The organism is Allorhizobium undicola ORS 992 = ATCC 700741, from assembly GCF_000621665.1.
GTDB classification, from domain to species: Bacteria; Pseudomonadota; Alphaproteobacteria; order Rhizobiales; family Rhizobiaceae; genus Allorhizobium; species Allorhizobium undicola.
In genome coordinates this window covers 1-26,823 of record NZ_JHXQ01000019.1, presented here as the reverse complement: position 1 = coordinate 26,823, position 26,823 = coordinate 1, and the positions used below count along the sequence as shown (strand labels likewise).

At 60.1% G+C, this 26,823-nt stretch carries 25 protein-coding genes and 1 pseudogene; 19 read left to right on the top strand and 7 right to left on the bottom strand.

The annotated features are described in order from the left end of the window. Positions 1 to 30 precede the first annotated feature (30 nt). Complete coding sequence (gene xth, locus T424_RS0115530) at positions 31 to 816, bottom strand: exodeoxyribonuclease III (RefSeq protein ID WP_027488535.1); 786 nt, start codon at positions 814 to 816, stop codon at positions 31 to 33. 93 nt (positions 817 to 909) lie between these two features. Next, entirely contained in the window at positions 910 to 1,242 is a 333-nt protein-coding gene (erpA, locus tag T424_RS0115525; RefSeq protein ID WP_027488534.1) for an iron-sulfur cluster insertion protein ErpA, read from the bottom strand. A 186-nt stretch (positions 1,243 to 1,428) separates the two neighbouring features. Between erpA and T424_RS0115520 the strand changes: the two genes are divergently transcribed. From T424_RS0115520 to T424_RS0115460, 13 genes and pseudogenes are all read left to right on the top strand, one after another. Beyond that, positions 1,429 to 2,646 carry a deoxyguanosinetriphosphate triphosphohydrolase gene (locus T424_RS0115520; protein WP_027488533.1) on the top strand — a complete coding sequence of 406 codons (1,218 nt, stop codon included), beginning with the start codon at positions 1,429 to 1,431 and terminating at the stop codon, positions 2,644 to 2,646. A gap of 62 nt (positions 2,647 to 2,708) precedes the next feature. Beyond that, positions 2,709 to 4,466, top strand: coding sequence for an arginine--tRNA ligase (argS, locus tag T424_RS0115515; RefSeq protein WP_027488532.1), 1,758 nt, complete (start codon positions 2,709 to 2,711; stop codon positions 4,464 to 4,466). Between the two features lie 62 nt (positions 4,467 to 4,528). Beyond that, positions 4,529 to 7,072, top strand: a complete 2,544-nt coding sequence (locus tag T424_RS0115510; protein WP_027488531.1) for an SPOR domain-containing protein — start codon at positions 4,529 to 4,531, stop codon at positions 7,070 to 7,072. A gap of 384 nt (positions 7,073 to 7,456) precedes the next feature. Then, positions 7,457 to 8,473, top strand: a complete 1,017-nt coding sequence (gene nagZ / locus T424_RS0115505) for a beta-N-acetylhexosaminidase (protein WP_027488530.1) — start codon at positions 7,457 to 7,459, stop codon at positions 8,471 to 8,473. A 5-nt stretch (positions 8,474 to 8,478) separates the two neighbouring features. After that, entirely contained in the window at positions 8,479 to 9,342 is an 864-nt protein-coding gene (locus T424_RS21275) for a segregation and condensation protein A (RefSeq protein ID WP_051559064.1), read from the top strand. Next, the gene (scpB, locus tag T424_RS0115495) at positions 9,339 to 10,046 is read left to right on the top strand and encodes an SMC-Scp complex subunit ScpB (RefSeq protein ID WP_027488529.1); all 708 of its coding nucleotides are present in this window, start codon (positions 9,339 to 9,341) and stop codon (positions 10,044 to 10,046) included. Before T424_RS21275 ends, scpB begins: the two co-directional genes overlap by 4 nt. 156 nt (positions 10,047 to 10,202) lie before the next feature. Continuing rightward, on the top strand, positions 10,203 to 10,397 hold the full coding sequence (locus T424_RS0115490) for a twin-arginine translocase TatA/TatE family subunit (protein ID WP_027488528.1): 195 nt from the start codon (positions 10,203 to 10,205) through the stop codon (positions 10,395 to 10,397). A 139-nt stretch (positions 10,398 to 10,536) separates the two neighbouring features. Next, positions 10,537 to 11,154, top strand: a pseudogene (gene tatB / locus T424_RS21270) (Sec-independent protein translocase protein TatB); the annotation flags it as partial. A gap of 158 nt (positions 11,155 to 11,312) precedes the next feature. Further along, positions 11,313 to 12,125 carry a twin-arginine translocase subunit TatC gene (gene tatC, locus T424_RS0115480; protein ID WP_027488527.1) on the top strand — a complete coding sequence of 271 codons (813 nt, stop codon included), beginning with the start codon at positions 11,313 to 11,315 and terminating at the stop codon, positions 12,123 to 12,125. Between the two features lie 88 nt (positions 12,126 to 12,213). After that, entirely contained in the window at positions 12,214 to 13,497 is a 1,284-nt protein-coding gene (gene serS / locus T424_RS0115475) for a serine--tRNA ligase (RefSeq protein WP_027488526.1), read from the top strand. Between the two features lie 25 nt (positions 13,498 to 13,522). Further along, complete coding sequence (gene surE / locus T424_RS0115470; RefSeq protein WP_027488525.1) at positions 13,523 to 14,284, top strand: 5'/3'-nucleotidase SurE; 762 nt, start codon at positions 13,523 to 13,525, stop codon at positions 14,282 to 14,284. A 3-nt stretch (positions 14,285 to 14,287) separates the two neighbouring features. After that, complete coding sequence (locus tag T424_RS0115465) at positions 14,288 to 14,941, top strand: protein-L-isoaspartate(D-aspartate) O-methyltransferase (RefSeq protein WP_154664954.1); 654 nt, start codon at positions 14,288 to 14,290, stop codon at positions 14,939 to 14,941. A 188-nt stretch (positions 14,942 to 15,129) separates the two neighbouring features. Next, positions 15,130 to 16,698: a peptidoglycan DD-metalloendopeptidase family protein gene (locus tag T424_RS0115460; protein WP_051559054.1), complete on the top strand. Its 1,569-nt coding sequence runs from the start codon at positions 15,130 to 15,132 to the stop codon at positions 16,696 to 16,698. A gap of 104 nt (positions 16,699 to 16,802) precedes the next feature. Here the strand turns inward: T424_RS0115460 and T424_RS0115455 are convergent, their stop codons facing one another. Further along, on the bottom strand, positions 16,803 to 17,678 hold the full coding sequence (locus T424_RS0115455; protein WP_037067991.1) for an ATP-binding protein: 876 nt from the start codon (positions 17,676 to 17,678) through the stop codon (positions 16,803 to 16,805). A gap of 336 nt (positions 17,679 to 18,014) precedes the next feature. On the opposite strand from T424_RS0115455, the gene yajC reads away from it, so the two are divergent. The 5 genes from yajC (at position 18,015) to T424_RS0115430 (ending at position 22,844) form a co-directional block, all read left to right on the top strand. Then, positions 18,015 to 18,359 (top strand): preprotein translocase subunit YajC, encoded by a 345-nt coding sequence (yajC, locus tag T424_RS0115450; protein WP_027488521.1) that lies wholly within the window; start codon positions 18,015 to 18,017, stop codon positions 18,357 to 18,359. Between the two features lie 66 nt (positions 18,360 to 18,425). Further along, positions 18,426 to 20,984: a protein translocase subunit SecDF gene (gene secDF / locus T424_RS0115445; RefSeq protein WP_027488520.1), complete on the top strand. Its 2,559-nt coding sequence runs from the start codon at positions 18,426 to 18,428 to the stop codon at positions 20,982 to 20,984. A gap of 1 nt (position 20,985) precedes the next feature. After that, complete coding sequence (locus tag T424_RS0115440) at positions 20,986 to 21,372, top strand: Mth938-like domain-containing protein (RefSeq protein WP_027488519.1); 387 nt, start codon at positions 20,986 to 20,988, stop codon at positions 21,370 to 21,372. A 2-nt stretch (positions 21,373 to 21,374) separates the two neighbouring features. Next, a complete protein-coding gene (locus tag T424_RS0115435; RefSeq protein ID WP_051559062.1) occupies positions 21,375 to 22,238 on the top strand; it encodes a phytoene/squalene synthase family protein in 864 nt (287 codons plus the stop codon). 147 nt (positions 22,239 to 22,385) lie between these two features. Beyond that, positions 22,386 to 22,844 (top strand): hypothetical protein, encoded by a 459-nt coding sequence (locus tag T424_RS0115430; RefSeq protein ID WP_027488517.1) that lies wholly within the window; start codon positions 22,386 to 22,388, stop codon positions 22,842 to 22,844. A 61-nt stretch (positions 22,845 to 22,905) separates the two neighbouring features. Here the strand turns inward: T424_RS0115430 and trmFO are convergent, their stop codons facing one another. The 3 genes from trmFO to T424_RS22230 all read right to left on the bottom strand — a co-directional run bounded on the left by trmFO (position 22,906) and on the right by T424_RS22230 (position 25,214). Beyond that, the gene (gene trmFO / locus T424_RS0115425; RefSeq protein WP_027488516.1) at positions 22,906 to 24,330 is read right to left on the bottom strand and encodes a methylenetetrahydrofolate--tRNA-(uracil(54)-C(5))-methyltransferase (FADH(2)-oxidizing) TrmFO; all 1,425 of its coding nucleotides are present in this window, start codon (positions 24,328 to 24,330) and stop codon (positions 22,906 to 22,908) included. Between the two features lie 253 nt (positions 24,331 to 24,583). Continuing rightward, positions 24,584 to 24,727 carry a DUF1127 domain-containing protein gene (locus T424_RS22235; RefSeq protein WP_084268542.1) on the bottom strand — a complete coding sequence of 48 codons (144 nt, stop codon included), beginning with the start codon at positions 24,725 to 24,727 and terminating at the stop codon, positions 24,584 to 24,586. A gap of 337 nt (positions 24,728 to 25,064) precedes the next feature. Next, positions 25,065 to 25,214: a DUF1127 domain-containing protein gene (locus T424_RS22230; protein ID WP_084268541.1), complete on the bottom strand. Its 150-nt coding sequence runs from the start codon at positions 25,212 to 25,214 to the stop codon at positions 25,065 to 25,067. Positions 25,215 to 25,870: 656 nt separating this feature from the next. On the opposite strand from T424_RS22230, the gene T424_RS21265 reads away from it, so the two are divergent. Then, positions 25,871 to 26,611 carry a DUF2157 domain-containing protein gene (locus T424_RS21265; protein WP_161712598.1) on the top strand — a complete coding sequence of 247 codons (741 nt, stop codon included), beginning with the start codon at positions 25,871 to 25,873 and terminating at the stop codon, positions 26,609 to 26,611. Here T424_RS21265 and T424_RS22225 read toward each other — a convergent pair. Next, the coding region (locus T424_RS22225; protein WP_154664953.1) for a transposase at positions 26,563 to 26,823 on the bottom strand (261 nt) is incomplete at its 5' end. The genes T424_RS21265 and T424_RS22225 overlap by 49 nt on opposite strands.

Below are 26,823 nucleotides of genomic sequence, written 5' to 3'. Positions count from 1 at the left end.
ATTGGCGTAAAAGGGTTTCAGGCCCAGCCGTCAGAAATTGAAATGTCCGATGACCGGAACGTGGTCCGAGGGCTTTTCCCAGCTCCGCACATGTTTTTCAATATCGGTTGAGACGAGGCGGTCCGCGGCTTCCGGCGAAAGCAGGAGGTGATCGATGCGGATGCCGTTGTTTTTCTGGAAGGCGCCTGCCTGATAATCCCAGAAGGAATAGTGTTTTACCGCATCACTCGTGGCGCGGACGGCATCGGTGAAGCCCAGATTTTCAAGCCTGCGGAAGGCCGCGCGCGTGGTGGGCAGGAAAAGCGCATCGCCTTCCCACACTTTCGGGTCGTGGCAATCATGCGGCTCGGGAATGACATTGTAATCGCCCGCCAGAATCAAGGGCTCTTCAAGCGCGAGCCTCTGTTCGGCATAGCGCCGCAGCCGTTCCATCCAGGCCAGCTTGTAGGGGTATTTCACCGGGTCGTCCGCCGGATTGCCGTTCGGCAGGTAAAGAGAGCAGACGCGCAAGACGCCGCCCTCGACGGAAAAAACACCCTCGATGAAGCGGGCCTGTTCATCCGCGTCGTCGCCAGGAAGCCCGCGATGCACTTCATCGGGCCGCATTTTTGACAGAAGCGCCACGCCGTTAAACCCCTTTTGTCCATGGGTTTCAACATGATAGCCAAGCGCCTCTATCTCCATGCGGGGGAAGCCCTCGTCCACGGATTTGATCTCCTGAAGGCAGGCTATATCCGGGGCGGAGCTTTCCAGCCATTGGCAGAGATTGGCGATGCGCGCCTTGACGCCGTTGATGTTCCAGGTGGCGATTTTCATGCTCTGCTCCGGAGGTCATGGCGCATCTGGCCGTCAGGATGGCCTGCCATGGAATGAAGAGGGGTTCCAGCCGATTTGTACCCGGTTTTCCGGTCACACCGAGAAGCTGGTGCCGCAGCCGCAACTGGCGACAGCGTTGGGATTTTTGATCTGGAAGGACTGACCCAGAAGATTGTCCACGAAATCGACTTCCGAGCCTTCCATGTAAACCAGCGATACGGGGTCGATGATCAGCCTTGCGCCATCCCGCTCGATCACGATGTCATCGTCCTGCGGTGCGCCGTCGAGATCGAACTTGTAGGAAAAGCCGGAACAGCCGCCGCCTTCCACGGAAATTCTGAGCGCCTGTTTTCCCGCCTCAGTGGAAACGATCTTGTTGATGCGTTTTGCAGCCTGTGCGGAGAGCGTTACACTCTGATTCGTCATATTTGCCTCCATACGGGTTCAAGGCCCGCAGAAACCGAAAAACTCGAAAGATAAGCCGGATTATCATGCATTTTTACACGGATGTCATCCAAAGCGGTGCTTCCACCGATATAAATCCCGATAGGCCCCGGCGGTGCTATAGGTATAAACGCTGCTGGAAAGCGTCAATGGCAGGAATGGAACGGCATGACGATTGATAGAAATGCACTGGGCTTCGGTTTTGGTGAAAGAGCGGTTTTTGCGGCGGACCCCTGGACCAGCCGGGGCCGGCTTTATCCGGAAACCTCCAGCCTCACACGCTCGGAATTCCAGCGAGACCGGGATCGCATCGTCCATACCACTGCCTTTCGCCGGCTCAAGCACAAGACGCAGGTCTTCATCGGGCCGGATGGCGATCATTACCGGACGCGGCTGACGCATACGATAGAGGTGGCGCAGATTGCCCGCGCACTCGCCCGCGCCTTTCGCATAGACGAGGATCTGGCTGAAGGCGTGGCACTGGTGCATGATTTTGGCCACACACCCTTTGGCCATACCGGCGAAGATGCGCTGGATGAAGTGTTGAAACCCTATGGCGGCTTCGATCACAATGCCCAGTCGCTGCGCATCGTCACCAAGCTGGAGCGGCGCTATGCGGAGTTCGACGGGCTGAACCTGTGCTGGGAAACACTGGAAGGTCTGGTGAAACACAATGGCCCGCTGATGACGGCGGCAGGCGAGGGCACACGCGGCCCCGTGCCGTTGCCCATCGTTGAATATTGCGGCCTTCAGGATCTCGATCTGGCCAGCCATGCAAGCCTTGAGGCGCAGGCCGCCGCCGTTGCCGACGACATTGCCTATAATACCCATGACATAGATGACGGTATCCGCTCCGGCTATCTCAGCTTCGACATGCTGGAGGAGGTGCCGTTTCTGGCGGGGTTGATGCAGGAAGTGCGCGATAAATATCCGCGCCTTGACGACGACCGGTTCACGCATGAAATCATGCGCCGCCAGATCACCCGTATGGTCGAGGATGTGATTGCCGTGGCCCAGGAGCGGCTTCAGCGCATCAAGCCCATGTCTTGCGATGACATCCGTCAGGCGGGCGAAACCGTCATTACCTTCTCCAATGCCATGGCCGAGACGGACAGGCAGATCAAGAAGCTGCTGTTTTCCAAAATCTACCGGCATCCGGAGATCATGCGCATCCGGGCGGCTGCCGCCAAGATCGTGACCGACCTGTTCAACGCCTATATGGAAGAGCCGAAGCTGATGAAGAGCCACTATTGGGTGGAGCACATCGAAGGGCTGGAAACGCCCGCCAAGGCGCGGCATGTGGGCGATTATCTCGCCGGCATGACGGATACCTATGCCGAACGTGTGCATCGCCAGCTGTTTGACCATACTCCCGATTTGCGCTAGGCAGCGGGCCAAATGCGCGGCCTGTTAGTGCCGCGCCTGTCTCACATGTCTGGATCGATCCGATGAACCTGTTTGCCGATTTCGAAAATCGAATCAAAAACGCCCTCGAAACCCTTGACCTGGTGAAGGAAAAGCGAAGCGAGATCACGTTTGACAGGATTGTCGTCGAGCCCCCGCGTGATGCCAGCCACGGCGATGCAGCCACCAATGCCGCCATGGTGCTGGCCAAGCCGCTGGGCACCAATCCGCGTGCGCTGGCCGAGCTTCTGGGCGCGGCGCTGAAGCAGGACGCCGATATTGCCGAGGTTTCCGTTGCCGGGCCGGGCTTTTTGAACATCCGCCTTTCCACGGCCTATTGGCAGCGCCTTCTCTCTTCCATGGTCGTTGACGGCACGGATTTCGGCCGCTCGCCGCTTGGTGCGGGTCGCAAGGTCAATGTGGAATATGTTTCGGCCAATCCCACCGGCCCCATGCATGTGGGCCATTGCCGTGGCGCGGTGGTTGGCGATGCGCTGGCCAATCTGCTGGGCTTTGCAGGCTTCGGCGTCACCAAGGAATATTACATCAACGATGCCGGCTCGCAGATCGACGTGCTGGCGCGTTCGGTGTTCATCCGCTACCGCGAAGCGCTGGGCGAAAGCGTTGGCGAAATTCCCGCAGGCCTTTATCCGGGCGATTATCTGAAGCCGGTGGGCGAGGCGCTGGCGCAGGAATTCGGCGTGCGCCTGCACAACATGCCGGAAGAAGAGTGGATGGCGATCGTCAAGGATCGCGCCATCGCCGCGATGATGGAAATGATCAGAGCTGATCTTGCCGCACTCAACGTGCATCACGACCTGTTCTATTCCGAGCGTCAGCTTCATGCCAATGGCGGCGCGCCGATCCGCACCGCAATCAACGACCTGACCTTCAAGGGCCATGTCTATCGTGGCACGTTGCCGCCGCCGAAGGGACAATTGCCGGAGGATTGGGAAGACCGCGAACAGACCCTGTTCCGCTCGACCGAAGTGGGTGACGATATTGACCGCCCGCTCATCAAGTCGGATGGCAGCTACACCTATTTTGCCGCCGACGTGGCCTATTTCAAGGACAAGTTCGATCGCGGCTTCGAGCAGATGATCTATGTGCTGGGTGCCGATCATGGCGGTTATGTCAAGCGGCTGGAGGCGGTGGCGCGGGCTGTGTCGGAAGGCAAGTCCAGGCTTACCGTGCTTCTTTGCCAGCTCGTCAAGCTTTACCGCGATGGCGAGCCGGTCAAGATGTCGAAGCGCTCCGGCGATTTCGTCACCCTGCGCGATGTCGTGGAGGAAGTGGGCCGCGACAGCGTGCGCTTCATGATGCTTTACCGCAAGAACAGCGAGCCGCTGGACTTCGATTTCGCCAAGGTTACGGAACAGTCGAAAGACAATCCGGTGTTTTACGTGCAATATGCCCATGCCCGTTGCATGTCTATCTTCCGGCAGGCGCGCGAAGCCTTTGCTGACATCGACCTGTCTTGCGAAGTGCTGGCTTCCGCCGTCGATGGCGTGACCGATCCGGCCGAGGTGCAATTGATTGCAAAACTTGCCGAATATCCGCGAATCATAGAAGCTGCGGCACAGTCGTTAGAGCCGCATCGCGTTGCTTTTTATCTTTATGATCTGGCAAGTTCCTTCCATGCGCACTGGAACAAGGGTAAGGATCAGCCGGAATTACGATTTGTTAACGATAAAAACAGACAATCAACCCTTGCCAGACTCGGGCTGGTGTATGCCGTCGCTTCCGTATTGAAGTCGGGTCTTGCCATTACCGGCACCGACGCACCGGAGGAAATGCGATAGGCATCACCATTTACCCACATTGCGCTGGCATGTCGAAGATCGCGTAGCGAGTGGATGTAGGTATGGTGCAGAAACAGGCGGCATATAGTAGGGGGTCGGCAGGCAACGGCTTTGCGGAGGGTGATCCGCTGGCGGAGCTTGCCCGTCTCGTAGGCTATGAGGCGCCTTCCGTGCGTCATGGCGAATTGAAGGAAGCGCGCCCTGCCTCCGTGGAAACGGTGGATTTGCAGGACGATCTCCTGCAAGAGCTGGACGAGTTCGAGCTTCCCGACATGGGGGATCGGTCGCAATCCGGCAAGCCTTATGGCCATCAGCTGCCGTCTGACCCTGGTGGCGCTCCCGGTCATGTCTATGCTCCCATCGCCGAGCCTGTGTCATTTGGCGAAACCGAGCCTGCCGATGAGGGCTTGCTGGCGAATGAGGTGGAGTGGTCGGTTGGCGATGCCGAACCGGTCGTCGAGCCCGCCTCCCGCAGTGGTGGCGCCGATCCGCTGAATGGCTATGGACGCCACCGCCTGCCGCTTGCCAATTTCAACCCTGTCCGTCAGTCAACGCCGCAGCGGCAGGAGCCGCGCCTGGAACCCTCTGTTCCGCCAGAGCCAGCGCTGCGCCGCGAACCTGAATTCGTAGCCGCACCCGTCACGGCCATTCCCGCTGAGGCCTTTGCTGAACGTGAGGCTGATTTCGACTTCGGTTTTTCGCCTGAGGCCGAAGCTGAACCTGTCATGCGCCCGGTTGCGGCCCGTCCGATCGTCGAAACCGCGTCGTTGGTCTATCCCGATGCCCCGATTGCGCCGGTGCGCCGCGAAGTGCCAAGCTTTTTCGAGGAACTGGCGCAGGCCAACACCCAGCCGGTAGCGCCGCGCCCGGTCGTTCATGCCCCGCCGCCGCCTGCCGCAGTTGCCGCTGCCGCGGCAATGGCTGCGCCCGTTATGGCCGCGGCGCCGTCGCCGGTTGCAACTGCGCCGGTTGCAGCTGCGCCCGTTGCAGCTTCGGATGACGATGTCGATCTCTTCGGCGAAGGCTTCGAGCTTGAGCTGGACGATATTGAGCTGGATCTGGCAGAGCTTGCCGCCGTCCCGGCAGATGTCGCCCCTGCTGCCGCCGCGCCCGCAGACGAGCAGGTGGTCCCGGAAGATCATCTGCCCTTCGATGCTACCGAGATTGCCGATCAGGACGATCAGCTGGAACATCTGGCGCATCTTGAAGTCCCGGAACTTCCCAAGGTTGAGGAAGAGGTGCCGCCTGCCGGTCTCAGTCAGGAATTCGATTTCGACATCGATGCCGAACTGGCGACCTTGCTTGAACAGAAGGTCGATCAGGCCACCCGTCCCGTTCAGGCTGGCGCGTCTGCCGCCGCTCAGGCTGCGCCGGTTGCCGCTGCTGCGGCCATTGCCGTGCCGCCAATGGTGCAGCAGGTTCGCGCCATGCCAAGCGAGGATTTCGATGTCTTCGAAAAGGCATTGGAAGAGGATTTCCGCCGCAGTCTCGATGGTCCCAACAGCTTTGGCACCCGTCCGCACGCAGCTGCCGCTCCCCTTGAGGAAGTTGAGTTCGATGAAGACGATTTTCCCGAGGAGCAAAATCCTTCGCGTCGCTGGGTCATGGTCGCTGCCGCCGCAGCCGTCGTGCTGGTAGCCGGTGGCGGGGCGCTCGCCTGGAAATTCGTGGGCGGCGCCGAGGGCATTGGCAGCGACGAGCCAAAGATCGTCATGGCGGATAAAAATCCGGTCAAGGTCGTGCCGGTGGATCCCGGCGGCAAGTCCGTGCCAAACCAGGATAAGGCCGTCTATGATCGCGTTGCCGGTGCCAATACCGATCAGCCCACGCAGAAAAACCTGATCTCCTCCGACGAGGAGCCGATGGACGTGGCGCAACGAACGCTCGGTCCGGATAATCTGCCCATGGAAAATGAGGCCGAGGACGACGCGGGCAATCCCGATGCCGCCGCGCAGGCCCAGAACGGCACCGCCGCGACAAACGCCGCGCCAGCACAGAACCAGACCCAGGGTCAAGGACAGGCCCAGGGGCAGGCCCAAGGTCAGACGCAGGCCGATCCGTCGCTCCAGCCGCGCAAGGTCAAAACCATGATCGTGCGTCCGGATGGCTCGCTGGTGGCGCAGGAAACTGCCGCGCCCGCAAATGCCGGGCAACCGGCGACTGCTCAGCAATCCGCACTTGCAGCGCCGTCGGCGCAGGCGCCAGCGCCTTCGCCAGCCTCGCAGGCCGGTGCGGTACAGACGGTTCCCACGCCGCGCCCTGCGGCGGTGCAAACGGCTGCCGCCCAGCCTGTAAAACCCACGGCCCAGCCCGCAGCAATGCCAGCCGCGACACCTGTTTCTCAGGCGAGTTCTGCGGCAGGTGGTTATGTCGTGCAGATTTCCTCGCTTCCCACCGAGGCTGACGCCAAGAAGAGCTATCAGACGCTCTCCACCAAGTTTGCATCGGTGATTGGCGGCAAGGGCGTGGACATCAAGGCAGCGGATATTCCCGGCAAAGGCACCTATTACCGTGTTCGCATTCCCGCAGGCGATAAGGCGGGGGCGGTGGCGCTTTGCGAGAAGTATCGCGCCGCCGGTGGCACCTGCATGGCGGTTCCACGGTAAATTTGGCAATCAAGACCGTCCCGCCTGCACCGGCAGGCGGGAGGTTGTTCTGCTACGGCCTGGGGCGTTCACGCGCCCGGGCATTTGAGCATTTTCAGTAAAAGTGGAAGCCGGTTTTCCGTCTGAAAATGCGTAAAAACAGATAGTTAGAGCGGTTCAATGTTTCCGTGAAACAATGAACCGTCTAGAGCATAATCCGACCGGCGTGAAACGAGGATCGACGAGATTATGCTTCGAAAAGAAAATTTTGGAGCGCCGATCTGATTCAATCAGATCGAAAATCGCTCCAGGGGCGGCGAGGGGACAGAGCGTCTGTTTTTCGTCCACAGGCCATGTCTCGTTGTCCAGATTACATTTCTGTTCACGATGCGCTATCGTCATGGCATGACTCAAGCAAAAGCCATGATTTTGGGCTGCTCAGGCCCGGTTCTCACTCCCGATGAAATCGCATTTTTTCGCGAACATCAGCCTTGGGGCTTTATCCTGTTTGGCCGCAATTGCGTGGAAGGCGCGCAGATCGCCGATCTTGTCGAAGCGCTTCGCGACACGGTGGGTGGGCGGCTGGCGCCTGTCCTGATCGATCAGGAAGGTGGCAGGGTACAGCGTATCCGCGAGCCCATGGCGCCGCGTTATCCCTCCGGCGCGGCCCTGGGCGCTCTCTACCGCAAGGATCGGGAAAAGGGGCTGCGTGCCGCCTGGATCATGTCGCGGCTCCATGCCGTCGATCTCGGCCGCTATGGCATCAATGTCAATTGTCTGCCTGTGCTGGATGTGCCGGTCGAAGGCGCCAATAACGTTATTGGCGACAGGGCCTATGGTTTCGATTCCGTCATTGTCGGTGAATTGGGCGAGGCGGCAGCCGAAGGGCTGAAGGCCGGCGGTGTTCTGCCGGTGGTGAAGCATATTCCCGGCCACGGGCGTGGCATGGCGGATTCGCACCATGAACTGCCGGTGGTGGAGACGTCGCGCGATGATTTGCGCGCGCATGATTTCCCGCCTTTCAAGCGGCTGAACCGGGAGCTGATGGCCATGACGGCGCATGTCGTCTATTCCGCCTATGATCCGGATTTTACCGCCTCCACGTCGAAAACCGTAATCGATCAGGTCATTCGCGGGGAAATCGGCTTTCAGGGCCTGTTGATGAATGATGACCTTTCGATGAATGCCTTGCGTGGCACGATTGGTGAGAGGGCGCGGGCGGTTGTTGCGGCGGGCAATGACATGCTGCTGCATTGCCACGGCATCATGGAGGAAATGGTTGAGGTTGCTACTGAGGCGCCTCAGCTTGAAAATGCCGCTCTTGCGCGGGCGCTGGCTGTGGAGGCGGCTTTGGGCAGGGGCGAGGATGCGGATGAAGCAGCTTTGCGCGATGAATTCGCCGCGCTGATGGCGGCGGTCTGATGGCGATGCCTGCCGGATCGTCCACCCCGTCGCCGGATGATGCGGCCCGCGCGGCGCCGCTGGAAAAGCTTTGGCAGGAAGAACGGGGGGAGCGCGGCAGCGCCGATCCGGCACTGGTGATCGATGTCGCTGGCTTTGAAGGACCGCTCGATCTTTTGCTGTTTCTGGCACGCAATCAGAAGGTCGATCTGGCGCGGATTTCGGTGCTGGCGCTTGCCGAGCAATATCTGAACTTTATCGAACAGGCGCGGCGCATCCGTATCGAGCTTGCCGCCGATTATCTGGTGATGGCGGCCTGGCTTGCCTATCTGAAATCCCGCTTGCTCATTCCTCAGCCCGCGAAGGATAACGAACCGAGCGGCGAGGAGATGGCGGCGGCGCTGGCCTTCCGGTTGAAGCGGCTTGAGGCGATGCGCGATGCGGCAGGGCGTCTGGTCAACCGCAATCGGCTGGGGCGGGATATTTTCCCGCGTGGAATGCCTGAACATGTTCCACATCGGGTTACATCCGCCTATCAGGCAAGTCTTTACGATCTTCTGGCTGCCTATGCCAATTTGCGCCAGCGCTCCGCCTTCACGCATGTAACCATCGAGCGCCGCCGGGTGTGGTCGCTGGTGGATGCGCGAACGCTACTGAACAGGATGATTGGCGTGGTGGGTGAGTGGACGACGCTCGACAGCTATCTTCTGCAATATCTTACCGATCCGTCCGAGCGGGTCACGGCGATTGCCAGCGCCTTTGCCGCCTCTTTGGAACTGGTGCGGGAAGGCAAGCTGGAAATCCGGCAGGAGGGGGCCTTTCTGCCGATCTATATGCGCAGCGGCGGCATGGACGGGAAACCGGCAGAACCTCTGGCAGGTGATGTATGACACGGCAGGAAGACGATCCCGGACTGTTCACCGCCGAAGAGGCGCCGCTTGACGATTTACGCCAGCGCGAGGCGCTGCGTATCGTGGAAGCGCTGATCTTTGCATCCGCCGCACCCGTCTCGGAAACCTTTCTGGCGGAGCGCCTGCCCAAGGGGGTGGAGCCGGGGCCGATTCTTTCGCAATTGCAGCGCCATTATGCGCCGCGTGGCGTCAATCTGGTGCGGGTGGACGACCACTGGGCCTTCCGCACGGCCGCTGACCTTTCCTTTGCCATCCGCAAGGATGACATGGAAGTGAAGAAGCTTTCGCGTGCGGCGCTGGAGGTTTTGGCCATCATTGCCTATCATCAGCCGGTGACGCGGGCGGAGATCGAGGATATTCGCGGCGTGCAAACGTCCAAGGGCTCGATCGATGTGTTGCTGGAGGCGGGCTGGGTGCGGTTTCGCGGGCGACGCCGCACGCCGGGAAGGCCTGTTACTTTCGGCACGACGCGCGATTTTCTCGATCATTTCGGGCTGGAGGAACTGCGCGATTTGCCGGGCCTTGAGGAATTGAAAGGGGCGGGGCTGCTCTCGGGCCGTATCCCGCCGAATTTTCATGTTCCCATGCCCGGCGATGGCGACGCACTCTCTGCGGATGAGGATCCGATTACCCAGCTGGATCTCGAGGAACTCGGCCTTCTCGCTCCGCGCGATGAGGGATAGCGGCAAGGTGTGCAGCGGCCAATTCGGGCATGGCGGCATATTCTGCGGTCAAACTTCTGTGGGCAGTAGGTCTGACCGGCCTGAGAGGGAATTTGCAGTTTGAAAAAGGCGCATAAACGTCTTACATCGAAATGATACAAATAAGGAGCTGGACCCATGGGTTCTTTCAGTATGTGGCATTGGCTGATCGTTCTGGTGATCGTGCTGTTGTTGTTCGGGCGCGGCAAGATTCCGGAACTGATGGGCGATGTTGCCAAGGGCATCAAAAGCTTCAAGCAGGGCATGGCGGATGAGGACAAGACCGAGCAGTCCGCCAAGACCGTCGATCACAAGGCTGAAGACAACAAGTAAGCGGAAGCGGGCCACAGTTTGCCGAGGCAGGCTGTGTGCGCCGGGTGCTGGCGCGGCCCGTCATGGCCTGCCGTTTCCCGATCCGACGCCGTGAGCCCATCTGTGGCCGTGAGAATGAGCCCGTGCCGGGAGCCTGATGATGCTTGATATTGGCTGGAGCGAACTGCTGGTCATCGCGGTCGTGATGATCGTGGTTGTCGGCCCCAAGGATTTGCCGCCCATGTTGCGGGCCTTTGGCAAGATGACGTCGCGATTGCGCCGCACCGCGGGCGAATTTCGCGCCCAGTTCGAGGAAGCTTTGCGCGAGAGCGAACTGGAAGATGTCGGGCGCACGATTGGCGACGTGCAGCGGTTTCATCCGGCCAATGCTCTGCGTGAAGCGATCAGCCCGCTGCGCGAGATTGGCGAAGAGTTGAAGGCCGATTTGCAGAAATCGACTCACTCTCCAGCTTTTCCCGTGGATGAGGGCAGGGTGGTGGAAAGTCCGCTGGACGGGCTTTTGCCGATGACCGCCGATGATGTGCCGCCGCTTGCGCCGGTCGCTGCATCCGATCCGCTTTCCGCTGCAAAACCCGCCGCAGCGGTGCCTTTGCAAGGCGCGCCCTCTCAAAGTACCGCGGTTGCCGCTCAGCCTGCGCCGATCGATGCCGCAGCCCCCGTTGCAAAGCCGCAAGCCACCCGCCGGAAGAAGGCGGCAGCCGAAGAGGGGGGCGTGGCCGTAAAGGCCAAGGCCGCCAAACCCCGCAAGGCTGGCGAAAAGACGACTGGCGGCAGTGACGTGGCGCTTAAACCCGCCAAGCCACGCAAGCCGCGTGCGGGTCTTGAGGCAGGTAAAACCGTGCTGTCCGAAGGCGAGGTCATCACCCCTAAAAAGAAATCCGTCAGGAAGAAGCCGGCTGGCAACAAGGATGACGCATGAGTGACGAGATTGAAGACAAGCCGCAGCCGCTGGTCGAGCATCTGATGGAATTGCGCACGCGGCTCATCTGGTCGCTTGCTGCATTTTTCGTCGCCTTCATAGTCTGCTTCTTCTTTGCCAAGCACCTCTTCAACCTTCTGGTCATTCCCTACAAGTGGGCGGTGGTCTGGGCCCATCTCGACGTGGCGAAGGCGGAGCTGATCTACACGGCGCCGCAGGAATTCTTCTTCACCCAGGTCAAGGTTGCCATGTTCTCCGCCATGGTCATTGCCTTCCCGGTGATTGCGGCACAGATTTATAAATTCGTGGCCCCCGGTCTCTACAAGAACGAGCGGCAGGCCTTTCTGCCCTTTCTGGTGGCTTCTCCCATTCTGTTTCTGATGGGGGCGGCGCTTGTCTATTTCTTCTTCACGCCCATGGTCATGTGGTTCTTTCTGGCCATGCAGCAGGCGCCGGGCGAGGGCGATGTGGCAATCTCGCTGATGCCGAAGGTTTCGGAATATCTCAGCCTCATCATGTCGCTGGTTTTTGCTTTCGGGCTGGTTTTCCAGCTTCCCGTCGTCACCACGCTTCTGGCGCGCGTCGGCATTATCGACAGCAAGTGGCTGGCGGAAAAGCGCAAATATTTCATTGTCGTTGCCTTTATCGTTGCCGCGGTGCTGACGCCGCCCGATCCGATGTCGCAGATCGGTCTTGCGCTGCCTACCATCATTCTCTACGAGGTTTCGATCTACGCGGCGCGACTCGTGGAGCGCGATCGTGCGAAGGCGGCGGAAGCTGCGTCCACGGAGCTTGCCGAGCGCGATTGATTGCGCAGCGGATGGCCGCCAGTCTTCGGAGATGGCGGGCCAATCCGGGCGGTCTGCCGTTTTTGCTTACAACCGATCTGGAACGACCATGCTCGACATCAAATGGATCCGCGACAATCCCGAGGCTCTCGATCAGGCGCTGGCAAAGCGTGGCGCCGAGCCGCTCTCCGCCAGCCTGATTGCACTGGATGAGCGCCGCCGTTCCGTGGTGCAGGCCATGCAGGACATGCAATCGCGCCGCAATGCCGCATCGAAGGAAATCGGTGCGGCGATGGCGCAGAAGAACAGTGAGCTTGCCGACAGGCTGAAGGCCGAAATGGCTGTGCTGAAGGAAAGCCTGCCAGCCCGCGAGGCTGAGGAAAGCGCCCTGACGGCGGAGCTTGCCGATGCGCTCTCGCGCATTCCCAATATTCCGTTCGATGACGTGCCGGTCGGCCGCGACGAAAATGATAATGTGGTTGCCCGTGTGGTTGGCGAAAAGCCCGGTTGGACCCATGAGCCGAAAGAGCATTACGAAATCGGCGAGGCGCTGGGCTATATGGATTTCGAGCGCGCGGCCCGGCTTTCCGGCGCACGCTTCACGGTGCTGACTGGCCCGCTCGCCCGGCTGGAACGCGCGCTTGGACAATTCATGCTCGACCTGCATACCGGCGAGCACGGATATACGGAGGTTTCCTCGCCGCTGATGGTGCGTGATGAGGCCATGTATGGCACCGGACAGTTACCGAAGTTTTCCGAGGACCTGTTCAAGACCACGGATGGCCGCTGGCTCATTCCCACGGCTGAAGTCACGCTGACCAATCTCGTTTCCGGGGAGATCCTGGAGCAGGACAAGCTGCCGCTGCGCTTCACCGCGCTGACGCCATCCTTCCGCTCGGAAGCCGGTTCTGCCGGGCGCGACACGCGGGGCATGTTGCGCCAGCATCAGTTCTGGAAATGCGAACTGGTGTCGATCACGGATGCGGAAAGTGCGGTGGCCGAGCATGAGCGCATGACCGCCTGCGCCGAGGAGGTTCTCAAGCGCCTCGGCCTGCATTTCCGCACCATGACGCTGTGCAGCGGCGATATGGGCTTTGGAGCCCGCAAGACCTATGATCTCGAAGTCTGGTTGCCGGGGCAGAAGACCTATCGCGAAATTTCCTCCTGCTCGGTCTGTGGCGATTTCCAGGGGCGGCGCATGAATGCGCGCTACCGCAATCGCGATGGCAAGGGTACCACCTTTGTTCATACGCTGAACGGTTCCGGAACGGCGGTTGGCCGCTGCCTGATTGCCGTTCTGGAAAACTATCTGAACGAAGACGGCTCCGTCACTATTCCTGATGTTCTCCTGCCCTATATGGGCGGGCTGACGAGGATAGAGAAAGCGGCCTGACAAGGCCAAGCGGCAAGGGGCGAGTATGCGTATTCTGCTGACGAATGATGACGGCATCCATGCGGAGGGCTTGGCCGTTCTGGAGCGGATTGCGCGGAGCCTTTCGGACGATGTGTGGATTGTTGCGCCCGAGCGTGACCAGAGTGGCCTTGCCCATTCTCTGACGCTTTCGGAACCCTTGCGGCTTCGCCAGATTGACGAGAAGCGGTTTGCCTTGCGCGGCACGCCGACCGATTGCGTCATTATGGCCATCCGCAACATCCTGCCAGCCATGCCGGATGTCATTCTGTCGGGCGTCAATGCCGGTGCCAATGTCGCCGATGACGTCACCTATTCCGGCACGGTGGCCGGGGCGATCGAAGGAACGGTTCACGGTGTGCGTTCCTTTGCTCTCAGCCAGGCCTATCACTATGACGGCGAGCGGATCATTCCCTGGGAGGTGGCCGAAGCCCACGCACCCGGCCTCATCACCAGGCTGATGGCGGTGGAAATGCCGCCGGGAAGTTTTCTCAATCTGAATTTTCCCGATTGTGCGCCCGATGCCGTTTCGGGCGTTGATGTGACGGCGCAAGGCAAGCTGGAATTCGGCCTGAGCGTCGAAGAGCGGCAGGATGCGCGTGGTCTTCCCTATTTCTGGCTTCGCTTTGGCGACCGCAAGGGCGCGTTTGATCCGGGCACCGATATTCGCGCATTGCGCGACAAGCGCATATCCGTGACGCCGCTCAAGCTTGATATGACCGACTACAGTCTTCAGGATAGGCTGAAATCCACCTTGTTTGCGGGGTGAGTCGTGAAAACAGCCATGCTTGAAAGAGAGGGCTTTGCTGCCCTTATGCTGCGGCTGCGGGCCGAGGGCATTTCCAATATCAACATCCTGACGGCGGTGGAGCAGACGCCGCGTTCGCGTTTCGTGGTGCCGCATCTGGCCGAACATGCCTATTCCAGCCGCAGCATTCCTATAGACTGCGGCGCCTATATGGAGGGCGCCGATCTTGCCGTCCGGCTGATCGAGAGGTTGCGGGTGGAGCCTACGCACCGCGTGCTGGAGGTCGGGACCGGCAGCGGCTTCATGACGGCAGTTCTGGGCCGGCTTGCCGAACGTGTCGTTTCCATCGAACGGTATCGCACGCTGGTGGCGGAAGCGCAGGTGCGACTTGACAATTTCGGCCTTCGCAACGTCGTTCTGCGGCATGGGGACGGCTCCGGAGGGCTGCCGGGCGAGGGAACCTTCGACCGAATCATCGTGACCGGCGCCTTTCCTGCCATCCCGCGCGCCTTTACCGAACAGCTCGTGCATAATGGCGTTTTGCTGGCTCCCATCATGCTGGATGATGAGCGCTGCGTGATGGTGCGGCTGACACGCACCGGTAGCCGATTCGACCGTGAGGATCTTTTCGAAGTTCCCTATCTGCCGCTCGTTCCCCGGATTGCCGCCTTCCTGTGATGGTGAAGCTTTAACTTTTTTGCACCGCCGAAAACCCCGCATCCATGGGCCTTCGCGGCTGCGAGACGCCATGTCTGAGCATCTGTTTTCTTGAAAATATTCATCTTGAATACATCGGGTTAACCGGTCGGTAACACTAACGCGCTTTAATCATCTTACAAATGGTTGCGTCGTGAGTGGATCGTATCATGAGTCAGCGTCAGTCTCAAAAATCAGGCATCCCGATTGCCCCCATGCTCTGGGTCAGCCTCATGGCCACCGTCGCGACCGGGTGCAGTTCGGATTCCAACCGCTTTGCGGGCGTCTTTTCCAGCACGGATACGATGACCACCGCCTCCACCGGGAGCGCAAATGTGCCGCCCCCGGTTCCCGAGGCCGATCTTGATGGTGGCGGATATAATTCTGCCCCGGCTTCCCGTGGCTATGGCTCGCGCCAGCAGCCCATGTCGCAGCCCTATCCTTCCGCACAGCAGACCTATTCGCCGGCACGGCAGGCCTCGCTTGCGCCTTCGGTGCAGAAATCGGAGCTTGCGCCGCCTTCTGGTTCCACGGCAAGCACCGGCCCGATTTCATCTCGCGGCTCCCATCATGAGGTGGCTTCGGTTGCGCCGAGCGCCCAGTCCTTCCCGGCCGCAAATGGTGCACAACCGGCACTTGCCGAGAGCAGTGCATCCGTTGCGCCCGCCGCGCCGCAAAAATCCGGCAATGGTTGGAGTACGGCAAATGCCCCGCGTGTGGTTTTGAAGCCGGGCGAAAGCATTGCCACGCTTTCCCAGCGCTATGGCGTGCCGGAAAAGGAAATCGTCAAGGCCAACAACCTTTCTTCCGCCGGTGCGGCGCGTCCGGGCCAGTCCATCCTCATCCCCACTTTTGGTGCTCGCAGCACGCCCGCACGCACGGCCGCTGCGGAGGGTGCCTTGCTGCCCCCCGGTCAGGCGCCATCGCTGCCGGACCAGCATGAGGACAAGCTCGCCGTTCTGCCCAATAACCCCAAGCTCAGGGACAAGGCCTCCGCCGATCTTGCTGTCGCCAATGCCAAGAATGCCGCTGGCGATGGCAAGGCGCCGCCTCCGGCGGGCGGTTATGTCGTCAAGCCGGGCGATTCGCTGGCCAAGATCGCCAAACTCAATGGCGTCAGCGTCGATCAGTTGAAGGCTGCCAACAATCTCAACGGTCAGTCGGTTCGCGTTGGCCAGACGCTCGTTATTCCGGCAGGCGGGCAGGCAGCCCCTGCTGCCGAGCCCGTCAGCACGGCTTCGGTGGCGCCAAAGGCGGAACCGGCGAAAATGACCAGCCAGGCTGCACCCGTCGCGCAGCCGACCAAATCCGTCACGGAGGTTGCCTCCGCCGATCCGGGCGCTGCCGCGCCCGAGGCAACCGGCATCGGCAAATATCGCTGGCCGGTTCGTGGCGCGGTGGTTGCGCCGTTCGGCGCCAACGTTGCCGGAAAGCGCAATGACGGGATCGATATTTCCGTACCGAGCGGCACGCCCGTCAAGGCTGCCGAGAACGGTGTGGTGATCTATGCAGGCAACGGCCTGAAGGAACTGGGCAATACGGTGCTGGTGCGCCACGACGATGGAACGGTCACGGTCTATGGTCATGCCGATGCCATTTCCGTGCAGCGTGGCCAGAAGGTGCAGCGCGGTCAGCAAATCGCCACCTCCGGCATGAGCGGCAGCGCATCCCAGCCGACACTGCACTTCGAGGTGCGCAAGGATGCGACCCCGGTAAACCCCATGACCTTCCTGGAATAGGATGGGGGCTTTGCCATCCGTCAAAGGCTTCGACATTCCTTGATCAAGGTAGTGCGTCTCAAGGAAGATCCAGAAAGGCTCGGGAAACCGGGCCTTTTTTGGCTTCAGGCGTTGTCGCGGCCAATGGTCATGTTCAGGCGGCCTGCGGCATCCTGAATATATTGCCATGCGACCCGGCCTGAGCGTCCGCCACGGGTGGTTGCCCATTCCAGCGCCTGCCGGTGCAGTTCCTCTGCCGCGATCGGCAGGTTGAAATGCGCGGCATAGCCGTCGATCATCGCCAGATAATCTTCCTGCCCGCATTTGTGAAAGCCGAGCCAGAGGCCGAAACGATCCGATAGGGAGACCTTTTCCTCAACCGCTTCTGAGGGGTTGATTGCCGTGGATTGCTCGTTTTCAATCATGGTGCGCGGCAGGAGGTGGCGCCGGTTGGAGGTGGCGTAGAAAAGCACATTTTCCGGGCGGCCCTCTATCCCGCCATCCAGCGCGGCCTTGAGGGATTTATAGGCGGTGTCGTCATGGTCGAAGGAAAGGTCGTCGCAGAAGACGATTGCCCTGAGGCCGCTCTCCTTCAGCAATTCCAGCAGGGCGGGAAGCGAGTGGACATCTTCCCGATGCACTTCGACGAGTTTCAGCGGCGTGCCGCTCGTGCGGCGCACATCGGCATGGACGGCCTTGACCAGCGATGATTTTCCCATGCCGCGCGCGCCCCAAAGCAAGACATTGTTGGCGGCAAATCCCCGTGCGAAGCGCTCGGTATTGTCGTGCAGAATATCACGCACATGGTCCACGCCGCGAATGAGCGAAAGAGCAACCCGGTTGGGTTGAGTGACGGGTTGCAGGCGCTGCCCTGCCGGGTGCCAGACGAAGCAATCCGCCGCGGTGAGGTCATTGGCAACGGGTGGCGGGCCTGCCAGCCGCTCCATGGCATCGGCCAGTCTGCGGACCTGGGAAAGAAGCTCTGTCAATTGATCCGTCATTGCCATCTCCCGGCGGGCTTCGCCCGCCTTTTTATTTCTCTGTTTTTGGGGGCTTCGCCCGCCTTTTTATTTCTCTGTTTTTGGGGGCTTCGCCCGCCTTTTTATTTCTCTGTTTTTGGGGGCTTCGCCCGCCATTTTATCTCTCAGTTTTGGGAAAGGTGTTCGTGCATATTTGCCGGTATCATGGCTTGAATGCTTGCCGAAAGGTTAAATGCGGGGGATTTGGTACTGGTGCGCGCTGTTTCTGTTGCATTCACCCCGGCCCTTACTATATTCCGGCCTCCAAAACATGGGGTTCCAGGGCTGCTGATGCCCCCTCTTTCATAGGAGTTTTCGATGTTTATCACGCAGGCATTCGCTCAGGACGCGGGAGCCGCCTCGGCAACGGGCATGGGCTCCGGCTTCGAGATGCTCATTCTTTTCGTGCCCCTGATGGTCATCTGGTACTTCCTGCTGATCCGTCCGCAGCGCGCACAGATGAAAAAGCGCGAGGAAACCCTGAACGCCGTGCGTCGTGGCGATCAGGTGGTGCTTGGCGGCGGCCTGATCGGCAAGGTCACGAAAGTGGTGGACGACAAGGAACTCGAAGTTGAAATCGCCGAAGGCGTCAAGGTCCGCGCCATGAAGAGCCTGCTGGCCGAGGTGCGCGTCAAGGGCGAACCGGTCAAGGCCGAAAACTGATCCCTCACATCATGAACCGCCCTTCGGGGCGGTTTTTTCTCACTCCCTTCTGATGTCGTGATACCGATGCTTCACTTTTCTCGCTGGAAAACCCTCGCCGTCTGGCTCACCGTGCTTGCCAGCATGGTCATTGCCCTGCCCAATCTTTTCAGCAAGGAGCAGCTTGAGCATCTGCCGCGCTGGTTCCCGGCCTATCACGTGACGCTTGGCCTCGACCTTCAGGGCGGCTCGCATATCATGCTCAAGATCGAGCGCAGCGATATTGTCAAGGAGCGCCTTGAGGCGACCGTCGGCGATATTCGCAATGCGTTGCGCACGGCGAATATCCGCTACACAGGCCTTGGCGGCACGGGCCAGTCGGTGCAGTTCCGCCTGACCGATCCCACGCAGGTCGGCGCAACGCAAACCGCGCTGCAAACGCTGACCAACCCGGTCAGCACCGGTGCCTTCGCCAGCGGTTCCATTCAGGAGGCGACCTTCGAAGATGCGGGCAATGGCCTCATCAGGATCCAGCTTACCGATTCCGGCATCGATTACCGCGTCTCTTCCGCACTGACGCAGTCCATCGAGGTGGTGCGCCGCCGCGTGGACGAGCTTGGCAATACCGAACCGCTGATCCAGCGGCAGGGCAATGACCGCATCATCGTACAGGTGCCGGGGCTAAACGATCCGCAGCGTCTGAAGGCGCTGCTCAACCAGACCGCAAAGCTGACCTTCCGGCTGGTCGATAATTCCATGCCGGTGACGGAGGCCATCAATGGCCGTCCGCCCGCCACGTCCGAGGTTCTTTACAGCCAGGACGATCCGGCCGTTCCCTATCTGGTCGAAAAGCGCGTTCTGGTGTCCGGTGAGGAGCTTGTGGATGCACAGGCAAGCTTCAACCAGCAGACCAACGAACCCGTGGTGACGTTCCGTTTCGACAGCCGTGGCGCGCAGCGTTTTGCCCAGGCAACGCAACAGAATGTCGGCCGGCCCTTCGCCATCATTCTCGATAATCAGGTAATTTCGGCGCCCGTCATCCGTGAGCCGATCATTGGTGGTTCCGGCCAGATTTCCGGCAGCTTCTCCGTCGAGGGCGCCAATGACCTTGCCGTGCTGCTGCGCGCGGGCGCGCTTCCCGCCACCTTGACGGTGGTTGAAGAGCGCACTGTCGGCCCAAGCCTTGGCGCCGATTCCATTCGCGCCGGTGTTTCGGCAGGCCTTATCGGGGCGCTGCTGGTGGTGGCGCTGATGGTCGGGCTTTACGGCTTCTTCGGCGTGCTGGCCGTGGTGGCGCTGGTTGCCAATATCGTGATGATCATCGCGGTGCTGAGTGTTCTCGGCTCGACGCTGACGCTTCCGGGCATTGCGGGTATCGTGCTGACCATCGGCATGGCGGTCGATTCCAACGTGCTGATCTATGAACGTATCCGCGAGGAATACAAAAGCGGGCGTACACTGCTGCAATCCATCGAGACCGGCTTCGCCAAGGCCATGGCGACCATCGTGGATGCCAATGTCACCACGCTGATTGCCGCCTTCGTGCTGTTCTTCCTCGGCTCCGGTCCGGTGCGCGGTTTCTCCGTGACGCTGGCGATCGGTATCATCACCACTGTCTTCACCGCCTTCACGCTGACGCGCTGGCTGTTTGCCGAATGGGTCCGCCGTCGCCGCCCCAAGCTGCTGCCCAAGGGGGTGCGCACGGGAATTTTCGATGGCACGAATATTCCCTTCATGGGATTGCGCCGCTACACCTTTGGCGTATCGGTTGCGCTGTCGCTTGCCGCCCTGACCGGCTTTGGCACGGTTGGCATGAAGCTGGGCATCGATTTTACCGGCGGCTCGATCGTGGAATTGCGGGCCCGCCAGGGCAATGCGGATATTGCCGACATCCGCCAGCGGCTGAGCGATCTCAATGTCGGCGATGTGCAGGTGCAGGGCTTTGGCGATCCGCAAAGCGTTCTCGTGCGCCTTCAGGCCCAGCAGGAAGGTGAGAATGGCGAGCAATCGGCCGTGGCCAAGGTGCGCAGCGTTCTGGAAGACCAATATGAGTTTCGCCGCACAGAGGTGGTCGGGCCTTCGGTTTCCGGTGAGTTGACCAAGTCCGCCACGATTGGCGTGATGATCTCGCTTGCGGCCATTCTCGTTTACATCTGGGTGCGGTTCGAGTGGCAATTTGCCGTTGGCGCTATTATCGCAACCTTGCATGATGTCATTCTCACCCTCGGCCTTTATGTCATTACCGGCGTGGAGTTCGATCTCAGCAGTATTGCCGCCATCCTCACCATCGTCGGCTATTCGCTCAACGATACGGTGGTGGTCTATGACCGTATGCGCGAGAACCTGCGCCGCTTCAAGAAGATGCCGCTGGATGTATTGATCGACAGCTCGATCAACCAGACGCTGTCCCGCACCATTCTGACCTCCGTGACGACGCTGCTGGCGCTGTTGGCGCTCTTCCTGTTCGGGGGTGAGGTTATTCGCTCCTTTACCTTCGCCATGCTGTTCGGTGTTGCCGTGGGCACTTTCTCCTCTATCTACATTGCAGCGCCGGTGTTGATCGCCTTCAAGCTGCGTTCCAGTGGCCGGGACGAGGATGAAAAGCAGGCCAGGCCGGATGCGTCCACGGGCAAGGCAGGAGCATAACGTGTCGAAGGGGCTGGTCATTCGCGAAGCGCATTTTCCCGGTCGCGCCGCCATCGATGCCTATGGCAATGGCGGGTTTCGCTTCGCGGATATGTCGCATCGCGGCTCCTTGCTGCTGCTGCCCTCCGGCATTTACGGGTGGAGCGTCAGCTCGTTTGCGGAGTTGACCGTTGATTCCATTCAGCGCGTTCTGGACGAGACGGCAAAGGTGGAGTTTCTGCTGTTCGGCATGGGCGATGGGTTGATGCCGATCCCGGCAGATGTGAAAGCTGCGCTCAAGGAGGCGGGAATAGGCTCCGATCCGATGAGTACGGGTGCGGCGGTGCGCACTTATAACGTCATGCTTGCCGAAGAGCGTGCCGTTGCGGCAGCGCTGATCGCGGTTTGATCATGCAGGATGCTTCTCCCGAAACGTTGAACCCGGCGAGCCATCTTCTGCCGCTGCTTCGTGATATTGACAAGGATCGTTATCTGTCCTGTCTGTTGTCGCCGCAGGACAAGCAAGTGGAGCTTGCCGCGCTTTATGGCTTCCATGCGGAGCTTGCGCGGGTGCGTGATGTGGTGCGGGAGGCCTTGCCTGGAGAAATCCGTCTGCAATACTGGCGAGACCTGCTGGCAGGCCAAGGCCATGGCGATACCGCGGCAAACCCGCTGGCTGCGGCACTGATGACGACGATTGCCCGCCATTCCTTGCCTGTTGAAGCCTTTCAGAACATGATCGATGCCCGTGTCACCGATCTTTACGACGACCCCATTGGCCCGCGTAGTGCATTGGAAGGCTATGCGGGCGAAACGGCATCGGCATTGATCCAGCTTGCAAGTCTGGTACTCGATGCATCGCGAGCTGGCGCCCATGCCGAAATGGCAGGCCATGCCGGAGTGGCGCAGGCCATTGCCGGGCTCTTGCTCTTGATGCCGCAGCACCGCGCCCGCGGCCAGCTTTACGTGCCGGAAGAGATCCTGTCGGCCGTGGGGCTCGATAGGGATGGCTTCCTTGCCGGAGAGGATCGCGCCCGCATCTCCGCGGCAATCGAGGCTTTCGCAGGACTTGGTCTCGATCATCTGCAATCGGCGCGCAAGGCTGGAAGGGTTCCTGCGTCCCTCATGCCCGCTTATCTTCCCGTGGCCTTGGCGGGGCCGGTGCTGAAGGCAGCAAGGCGTTCCGGCGCGGGCGTGTTTAGCGCCAATCTGCGTCCTGCCCAATGGAAAAGGCAGATCCTGCTTCTCAAGGCCAGTGTTACCCGGCAATTTTGAGTTATCTTTCTCCATGAGTCCAAACTCACGCAAGCCTCACCCTTTAAGCCGGTTGGCGTGATATGTCTGGTTGCGAAGATGCCATGGCGTTTTGCCGCACCCAGCCCAAAGGCTGATGCGCCGTGAAGGACAATGGAGGAAGTTGACGTGGGCTTTGCAGTCTGGCTCATTGTTTTCGTTGGTATTATGGGCTTCTCCTGGTATGCGTCGCGCATGGCGGAACGCAATGGCGAAGAAACGCTAAGCGATGTTGGTCTGGCGATCATGGAATTTGGTCGGGCCTATCCGCAGGAAGCCATTCGCAGCCTGCACGCCACTGCCGATGGCAAGGCTGTTTTCGTGCGGCTGCACGATAACCGGGCGGGTTTCATGCGCAATATGCGCCATCACTATGCTTGCCATGTGATCGAGGCCGGACGGGTGACGGTGCGAAGCCTTGATAGCGGCAGGGGCTTTCATGTCGAATTTCTCGATGCACCGGCCCATAATGGCAATTACATCTTTTCCACTGCTGCGGATGCCGCTGAAGTTTCTCTCTGGCTGCTGGGCAATTATGTCGCCGCCAAGGATATTCCTCTGCCCGCCAGCGCTGCCGATGCGGGTTAAAGCGTGTCGCGATTTCTCGGTTTTTCCCCGGAAAAGCGCCGCAACAAGAGGTTGCGGCGTGTCATTTGCTATTTTCCAGCCAGTTGCGGCAATCAGCCAGAGCGCGGGCTGCGAGCAATTGACGTTTCATGATCGTCTTGTCCTTGCCACGGAAGCGCTTCACGCCTTCAGGCTTGACGATCGAACCCGGTTCCAGCTCGGGAAACAGCCCGAAATTGATGTTCATCGGCTGGAATGACCGCTTGCCGGGCTCGTCATCCGAGACGAGGTGGCCGCCGGTAATGTGGTTGAGCAATGCGCCCAGCGCCGTTGTCGCTGGCGGCAGGGTTGGTTCGCGCCCGCGCATTTCCTGGGCGGCAAAGCGGCCCGCGAGAAGACCGATCGATGCGCTCTCGACATATCCCTCGCAGCCCGTGATCTGCCCGGCAAAGCGCAGGGAAGGGCGCGATTTCAGCCGCAGGGATGGATCGAGCAGGATAGGAGAGTTGATGTAGGTATTGCGGTGCAGGCCGCCGAGACGGGCAAATTCCGCGTTTTCAAGGCCGGGAATCATGCGGAAGATCTCGGCCTGCGCGCCGTAGCGCAGCTTCGTCTGAAAGCCCACCATATTATAGAGCGTGCCGAGGGCATTATCCTGCCGCAACTGAACGATCGCATAGGGCTTTACGGTGGGATTATGCGCATTTGTCAGGCCCATGGGCTTCATCGGGCCATGCCGCAAGGTTTCGCGCCCGCGTTCCGCCATGACCTCAATGGGCAGGCAGCCGTCGAAATAGGGGGTACCTTCCCATTCCTTGAAACCAACGGCATCACCCGCGATCAGCGCATCGATGAAGGCATTATATTGCTGCTGATCCAGCGGGCAATTGATGTAGTCCTTGCCCGTACCGCCGGGGCCGACCTTGTCGTAGCGCGACTGATACCAGCAAACCGACATGTCGATGCTGTCGCGATGCACGATCGGGGCTATGGCATCAAAAAAGGCAAGGGCATCCTCGCCGGTCTCGCCGCGAATGCCGTCTGCAAGTGCCGCCGAGGTCAGGGGGCCGGTGGCAATGATGGTATTGCCCCATTCCGCTGGCGGCAGGCCCTGGATTTCCTCGCGCACCACGGTAATCAACGGGTGATTGTCGAGGGCTGCGGTCACGGCCTCGGAAAAGCCATCCCGATCGACGGCCAGTGCGCCGCCCGCCGGAACCTGATGCTTGTCGGCGCAGGCCATGATGAGCGAGCCTGCGAGCCGCATTTCCGCGTGAATGACGCCGACCGCATTGGCGGTGGCATCATCGGAACGGAAGGAGTTCGAGCAGACAAGTTCCGCCAGCCCGTCTGTCTTGTGGGCATCCGTGCCGCGTACGCCGCGCATTTCATGGAGGATTACGGGAATTCCGGCTTCAGCCGCCTGCCATGCGGCTTCCGAACCGGCCAGCCCCCCACCAATGACGTGCAGGGGCGATGAAGAGTGGGAAGATGAAGCTTGTGTCATGGTGGCGTCCATATCACGGGCGCCGCAGTCTTCCAATGGCTTGCTGCCGCGTTTCCTCTACCGATCTGTGTGCCGGCGCCTGCCGCTGCACCTGATGCTGTCGATGGGTGTGCTGGCCGGGCGAAACCCGTTTTTGTGATGCTGAGAGGTGCCGAGCGATTCAGTCCGCAAAGCAAAAAGGCGCCACATGGGGCGCCTTGCTTGCAATGCTGCGTCTGCCACTCAGGGCGCCACAGCCGTATCATTCACACAATCAACGGAAAGAACGGGCTGCGATGTGACGGATGTCGTAACGGGTGATGCCGATGTCGGACAGAGCCTGGTTCGAAAGGCCGCCGAGTTCGGCGAGCGTACGACGATAGCTGATGTAGTTCTTGGCAATACGGATCGGGTTCATGGTGTTTTCCTCGGTTCGGCTTGTCCAGGCTTTTTCCGCCCCAGCCGTTGAGAGGGTTGTACTGCTGCAATGCAATGAAGAACAGTGCAATTTTTGAGCCGCTGCTATGCGTTTGTGCATCTTCTTGCTTCAAAAATATGCATGTGCGTGGATCCTGGCGGCGTTGCCCGTTTTCTAGGCCTATCTCCATGCGATAGACTTGGTGGGCTGTGCGGTCTTTGTGTGTGTGACAAAAGGCACGGCGTCATACACCACCGCAACCATGGGGGTGGATTGCACGCATAAAAAAAGCCTCCCGTGAGGGAGGCTATTTTAAAACCGGAGGTCGGTTTGGAAATTAGCGGCCGTTTACAGCGTGGCGTGCAACGCGGCGGATGTCCTGGCGGCCGATGCCCAGATCGCTCAGTTCGCGGTCAGACATGCGGTCCAGCTCGGTAACGGTCTGACGAAACTTGCGCCAGTTGCTCAGGCTACGGGTGATGTTCATGGTCTTTGCCTCTCGTGTGATGCTGGCCACCAAGCCAGCCCTTCGTTCTGTTGAGTTGAATATAGGTGTTTCCATGGGCGTAAAGAAGCGCCAATGCTGCGCGGCACCCATGCATACAGCGCATGTCTTGTAGGGATTTGTTTACTGCCTGGGCGGTTTTTGGGCAAAAAACAGGCAGGCTGGTGGAGGAAGTGGCAGGTGGCTGTTTTGCGGCTGCGAACAGGCCCTGAAAACGGCGATTTCGGAATCAGTCGTCCAAATGCAGAAACGCCCACCGGGGGAGGAGGTCCGGTGGGCGTCTACTGAAAAAGGCTGACAAATTGGGAGGAGGAGGGTTGTCAGCCCGTCCAATGCAGCCTTTGGGAGGAGGATAAGGCTACACTGAAGCTTTAAAAGGCATTCGCGCCCTGGCGTTTGGATTTCGTAAAATCCTCGTTCGCCGTTGAGCTATATCTAATCGATTTTACGGGATTTGTGCAGTGCGAAATTCTCATGGAAGCTATGCACGAGAAGCAAGGGGTAGCGCGCTCCACTGGCGGCCTTGCTTTTCCTTTGCCCGCTCCGGCCATTTGGCATAAGCCATATGGTGCGGTGGCGCGTTGTTCATCAGTCTTCGGAGTGGCAATGGAAAGCAGGCCGGCATGTATAGAGCGCGCTTGAAAAAAGATCTGCAACGCTGGCAGTCGCTGGGGCTGCTGGCGCCGGAGGCGGCCGAAGCAATGATGGCGGATTATGATGGGCGCTCTCGCTTCGTCACCGCCGGGACCCTTCTGCTGATGCTGGCGGCTGTTTTATTGTCTGCCGCCCTTTTGTTGCTGGTGGCGGCCAATTGGGACGCCATCCCGAGGCTGGCGAAAATTGCGGGCGTGTTGGGTCTGATCTGGATTTTTCCACTTTTGGCCGCGTGGCTGCGCAGCGCTGGAAGGCTGGCGGCGAGCGATGCCTCTCTCGTTCTGGGTGTGGCCAGTTTTGGTGCTGGGCTTTCGCTGGTTGGTCAGCTTTACCACATGTCCGGCAGCATGATGCAGTTGCTTTCTCTCTGGACGGCGGCGGCTTTCGCGGCCTGCCTGCTGTTCCGCTCGGCTGCGGCGGCGGTTTTGGCGGCCCTGCTTGGCGCATGGCTGGTCTTTGCCGGTTACGATGAGAATCAGTGGCAATGGGTGGCCGAAGCGCGATGGCTTGCGCCCGTCATGGCCCTGCTGGTCACTGGTCTGGCCGGTTTTGTGCGGCGGCCCGCGCTCTTGCACATAGCCTGCATCATCGTCTTTTGCTGGCTGGTGTGGATTTATAGCCTGACGGAACAGATTGCCGTTGCCGGCTGGTTCACCGGCCTAGGTCGTGTGGACAGTTACCTGATCCATAGGACGATAGCTGCGATTGTGACGACTGCGAGATAGTTTCGTGCTGTTTTCTCGAAGCGTGTTGCGACCCTGCGGAAGTGCTTGAGCTTGGAGAAGCAGCATTCGATGAGATGGCGTTGGGCATAGAGGTCCTTGTCCAGCGGGTGTTTCTTGGCGCGGGAAGGATTGTTAGGGATCACCGCCACTGCGCCTTTCTCGGCGATGGCGGCACGTAGGCGATCACTGTCATATGCGGTGTCTGCCATCAC

Excerpts from the sequence above, each read along its gene's own strand:
- xth (WP_027488535.1), bottom strand. The coding sequence starts at position 816 with ATGAAAATCGCCACCTGGAACATCAACGGCGTCAAGGCGCGCATCGCC.
- erpA (WP_027488534.1), bottom strand. The coding sequence starts at position 1,242 with ATGACGAATCAGAGTGTAACGCTCTCCGCACAGGCTGCAAAACGCATC.
- T424_RS0115520 (WP_027488533.1), top strand. The coding sequence starts at position 1,429 with ATGACGATTGATAGAAATGCACTGGGCTTCGGTTTTGGTGAAAGAGCG.
- argS (WP_027488532.1), top strand. The coding sequence starts at position 2,709 with ATGAACCTGTTTGCCGATTTCGAAAATCGAATCAAAAACGCCCTCGAA.
- T424_RS0115510 (WP_027488531.1), top strand. The coding sequence starts at position 4,529 with ATGGTGCAGAAACAGGCGGCATATAGTAGGGGGTCGGCAGGCAACGGC.
- nagZ (WP_027488530.1), top strand. The coding sequence starts at position 7,457 with ATGACTCAAGCAAAAGCCATGATTTTGGGCTGCTCAGGCCCGGTTCTC.
- T424_RS21275 (WP_051559064.1), top strand. The coding sequence starts at position 8,479 with ATGCCTGCCGGATCGTCCACCCCGTCGCCGGATGATGCGGCCCGCGCG.
- scpB (WP_027488529.1), top strand. The coding sequence starts at position 9,339 with ATGACACGGCAGGAAGACGATCCCGGACTGTTCACCGCCGAAGAGGCG.
- T424_RS0115490 (WP_027488528.1), top strand. The coding sequence starts at position 10,203 with ATGGGTTCTTTCAGTATGTGGCATTGGCTGATCGTTCTGGTGATCGTG.
- tatC (WP_027488527.1), top strand. The coding sequence starts at position 11,313 with ATGAGTGACGAGATTGAAGACAAGCCGCAGCCGCTGGTCGAGCATCTG.
- serS (WP_027488526.1), top strand. The coding sequence starts at position 12,214 with ATGCTCGACATCAAATGGATCCGCGACAATCCCGAGGCTCTCGATCAG.
- surE (WP_027488525.1), top strand. The coding sequence starts at position 13,523 with ATGCGTATTCTGCTGACGAATGATGACGGCATCCATGCGGAGGGCTTG.
- T424_RS0115460 (WP_051559054.1), top strand. The coding sequence starts at position 15,130 with ATGAGTCAGCGTCAGTCTCAAAAATCAGGCATCCCGATTGCCCCCATG.
- T424_RS0115455 (WP_037067991.1), bottom strand. The coding sequence starts at position 17,678 with ATGACGGATCAATTGACAGAGCTTCTTTCCCAGGTCCGCAGACTGGCC.
- yajC (WP_027488521.1), top strand. The coding sequence starts at position 18,015 with ATGTTTATCACGCAGGCATTCGCTCAGGACGCGGGAGCCGCCTCGGCA.
- secDF (WP_027488520.1), top strand. The coding sequence starts at position 18,426 with ATGCTTCACTTTTCTCGCTGGAAAACCCTCGCCGTCTGGCTCACCGTG.
- T424_RS0115435 (WP_051559062.1), top strand. The coding sequence starts at position 21,375 with ATGCAGGATGCTTCTCCCGAAACGTTGAACCCGGCGAGCCATCTTCTG.
- trmFO (WP_027488516.1), bottom strand. The coding sequence starts at position 24,330 with ATGACACAAGCTTCATCTTCCCACTCTTCATCGCCCCTGCACGTCATT.
- T424_RS22235 (WP_084268542.1), bottom strand. The coding sequence starts at position 24,727 with ATGAACCCGATCCGTATTGCCAAGAACTACATCAGCTATCGTCGTACG.
- T424_RS22230 (WP_084268541.1), bottom strand. The coding sequence starts at position 25,214 with ATGAACATCACCCGTAGCCTGAGCAACTGGCGCAAGTTTCGTCAGACC.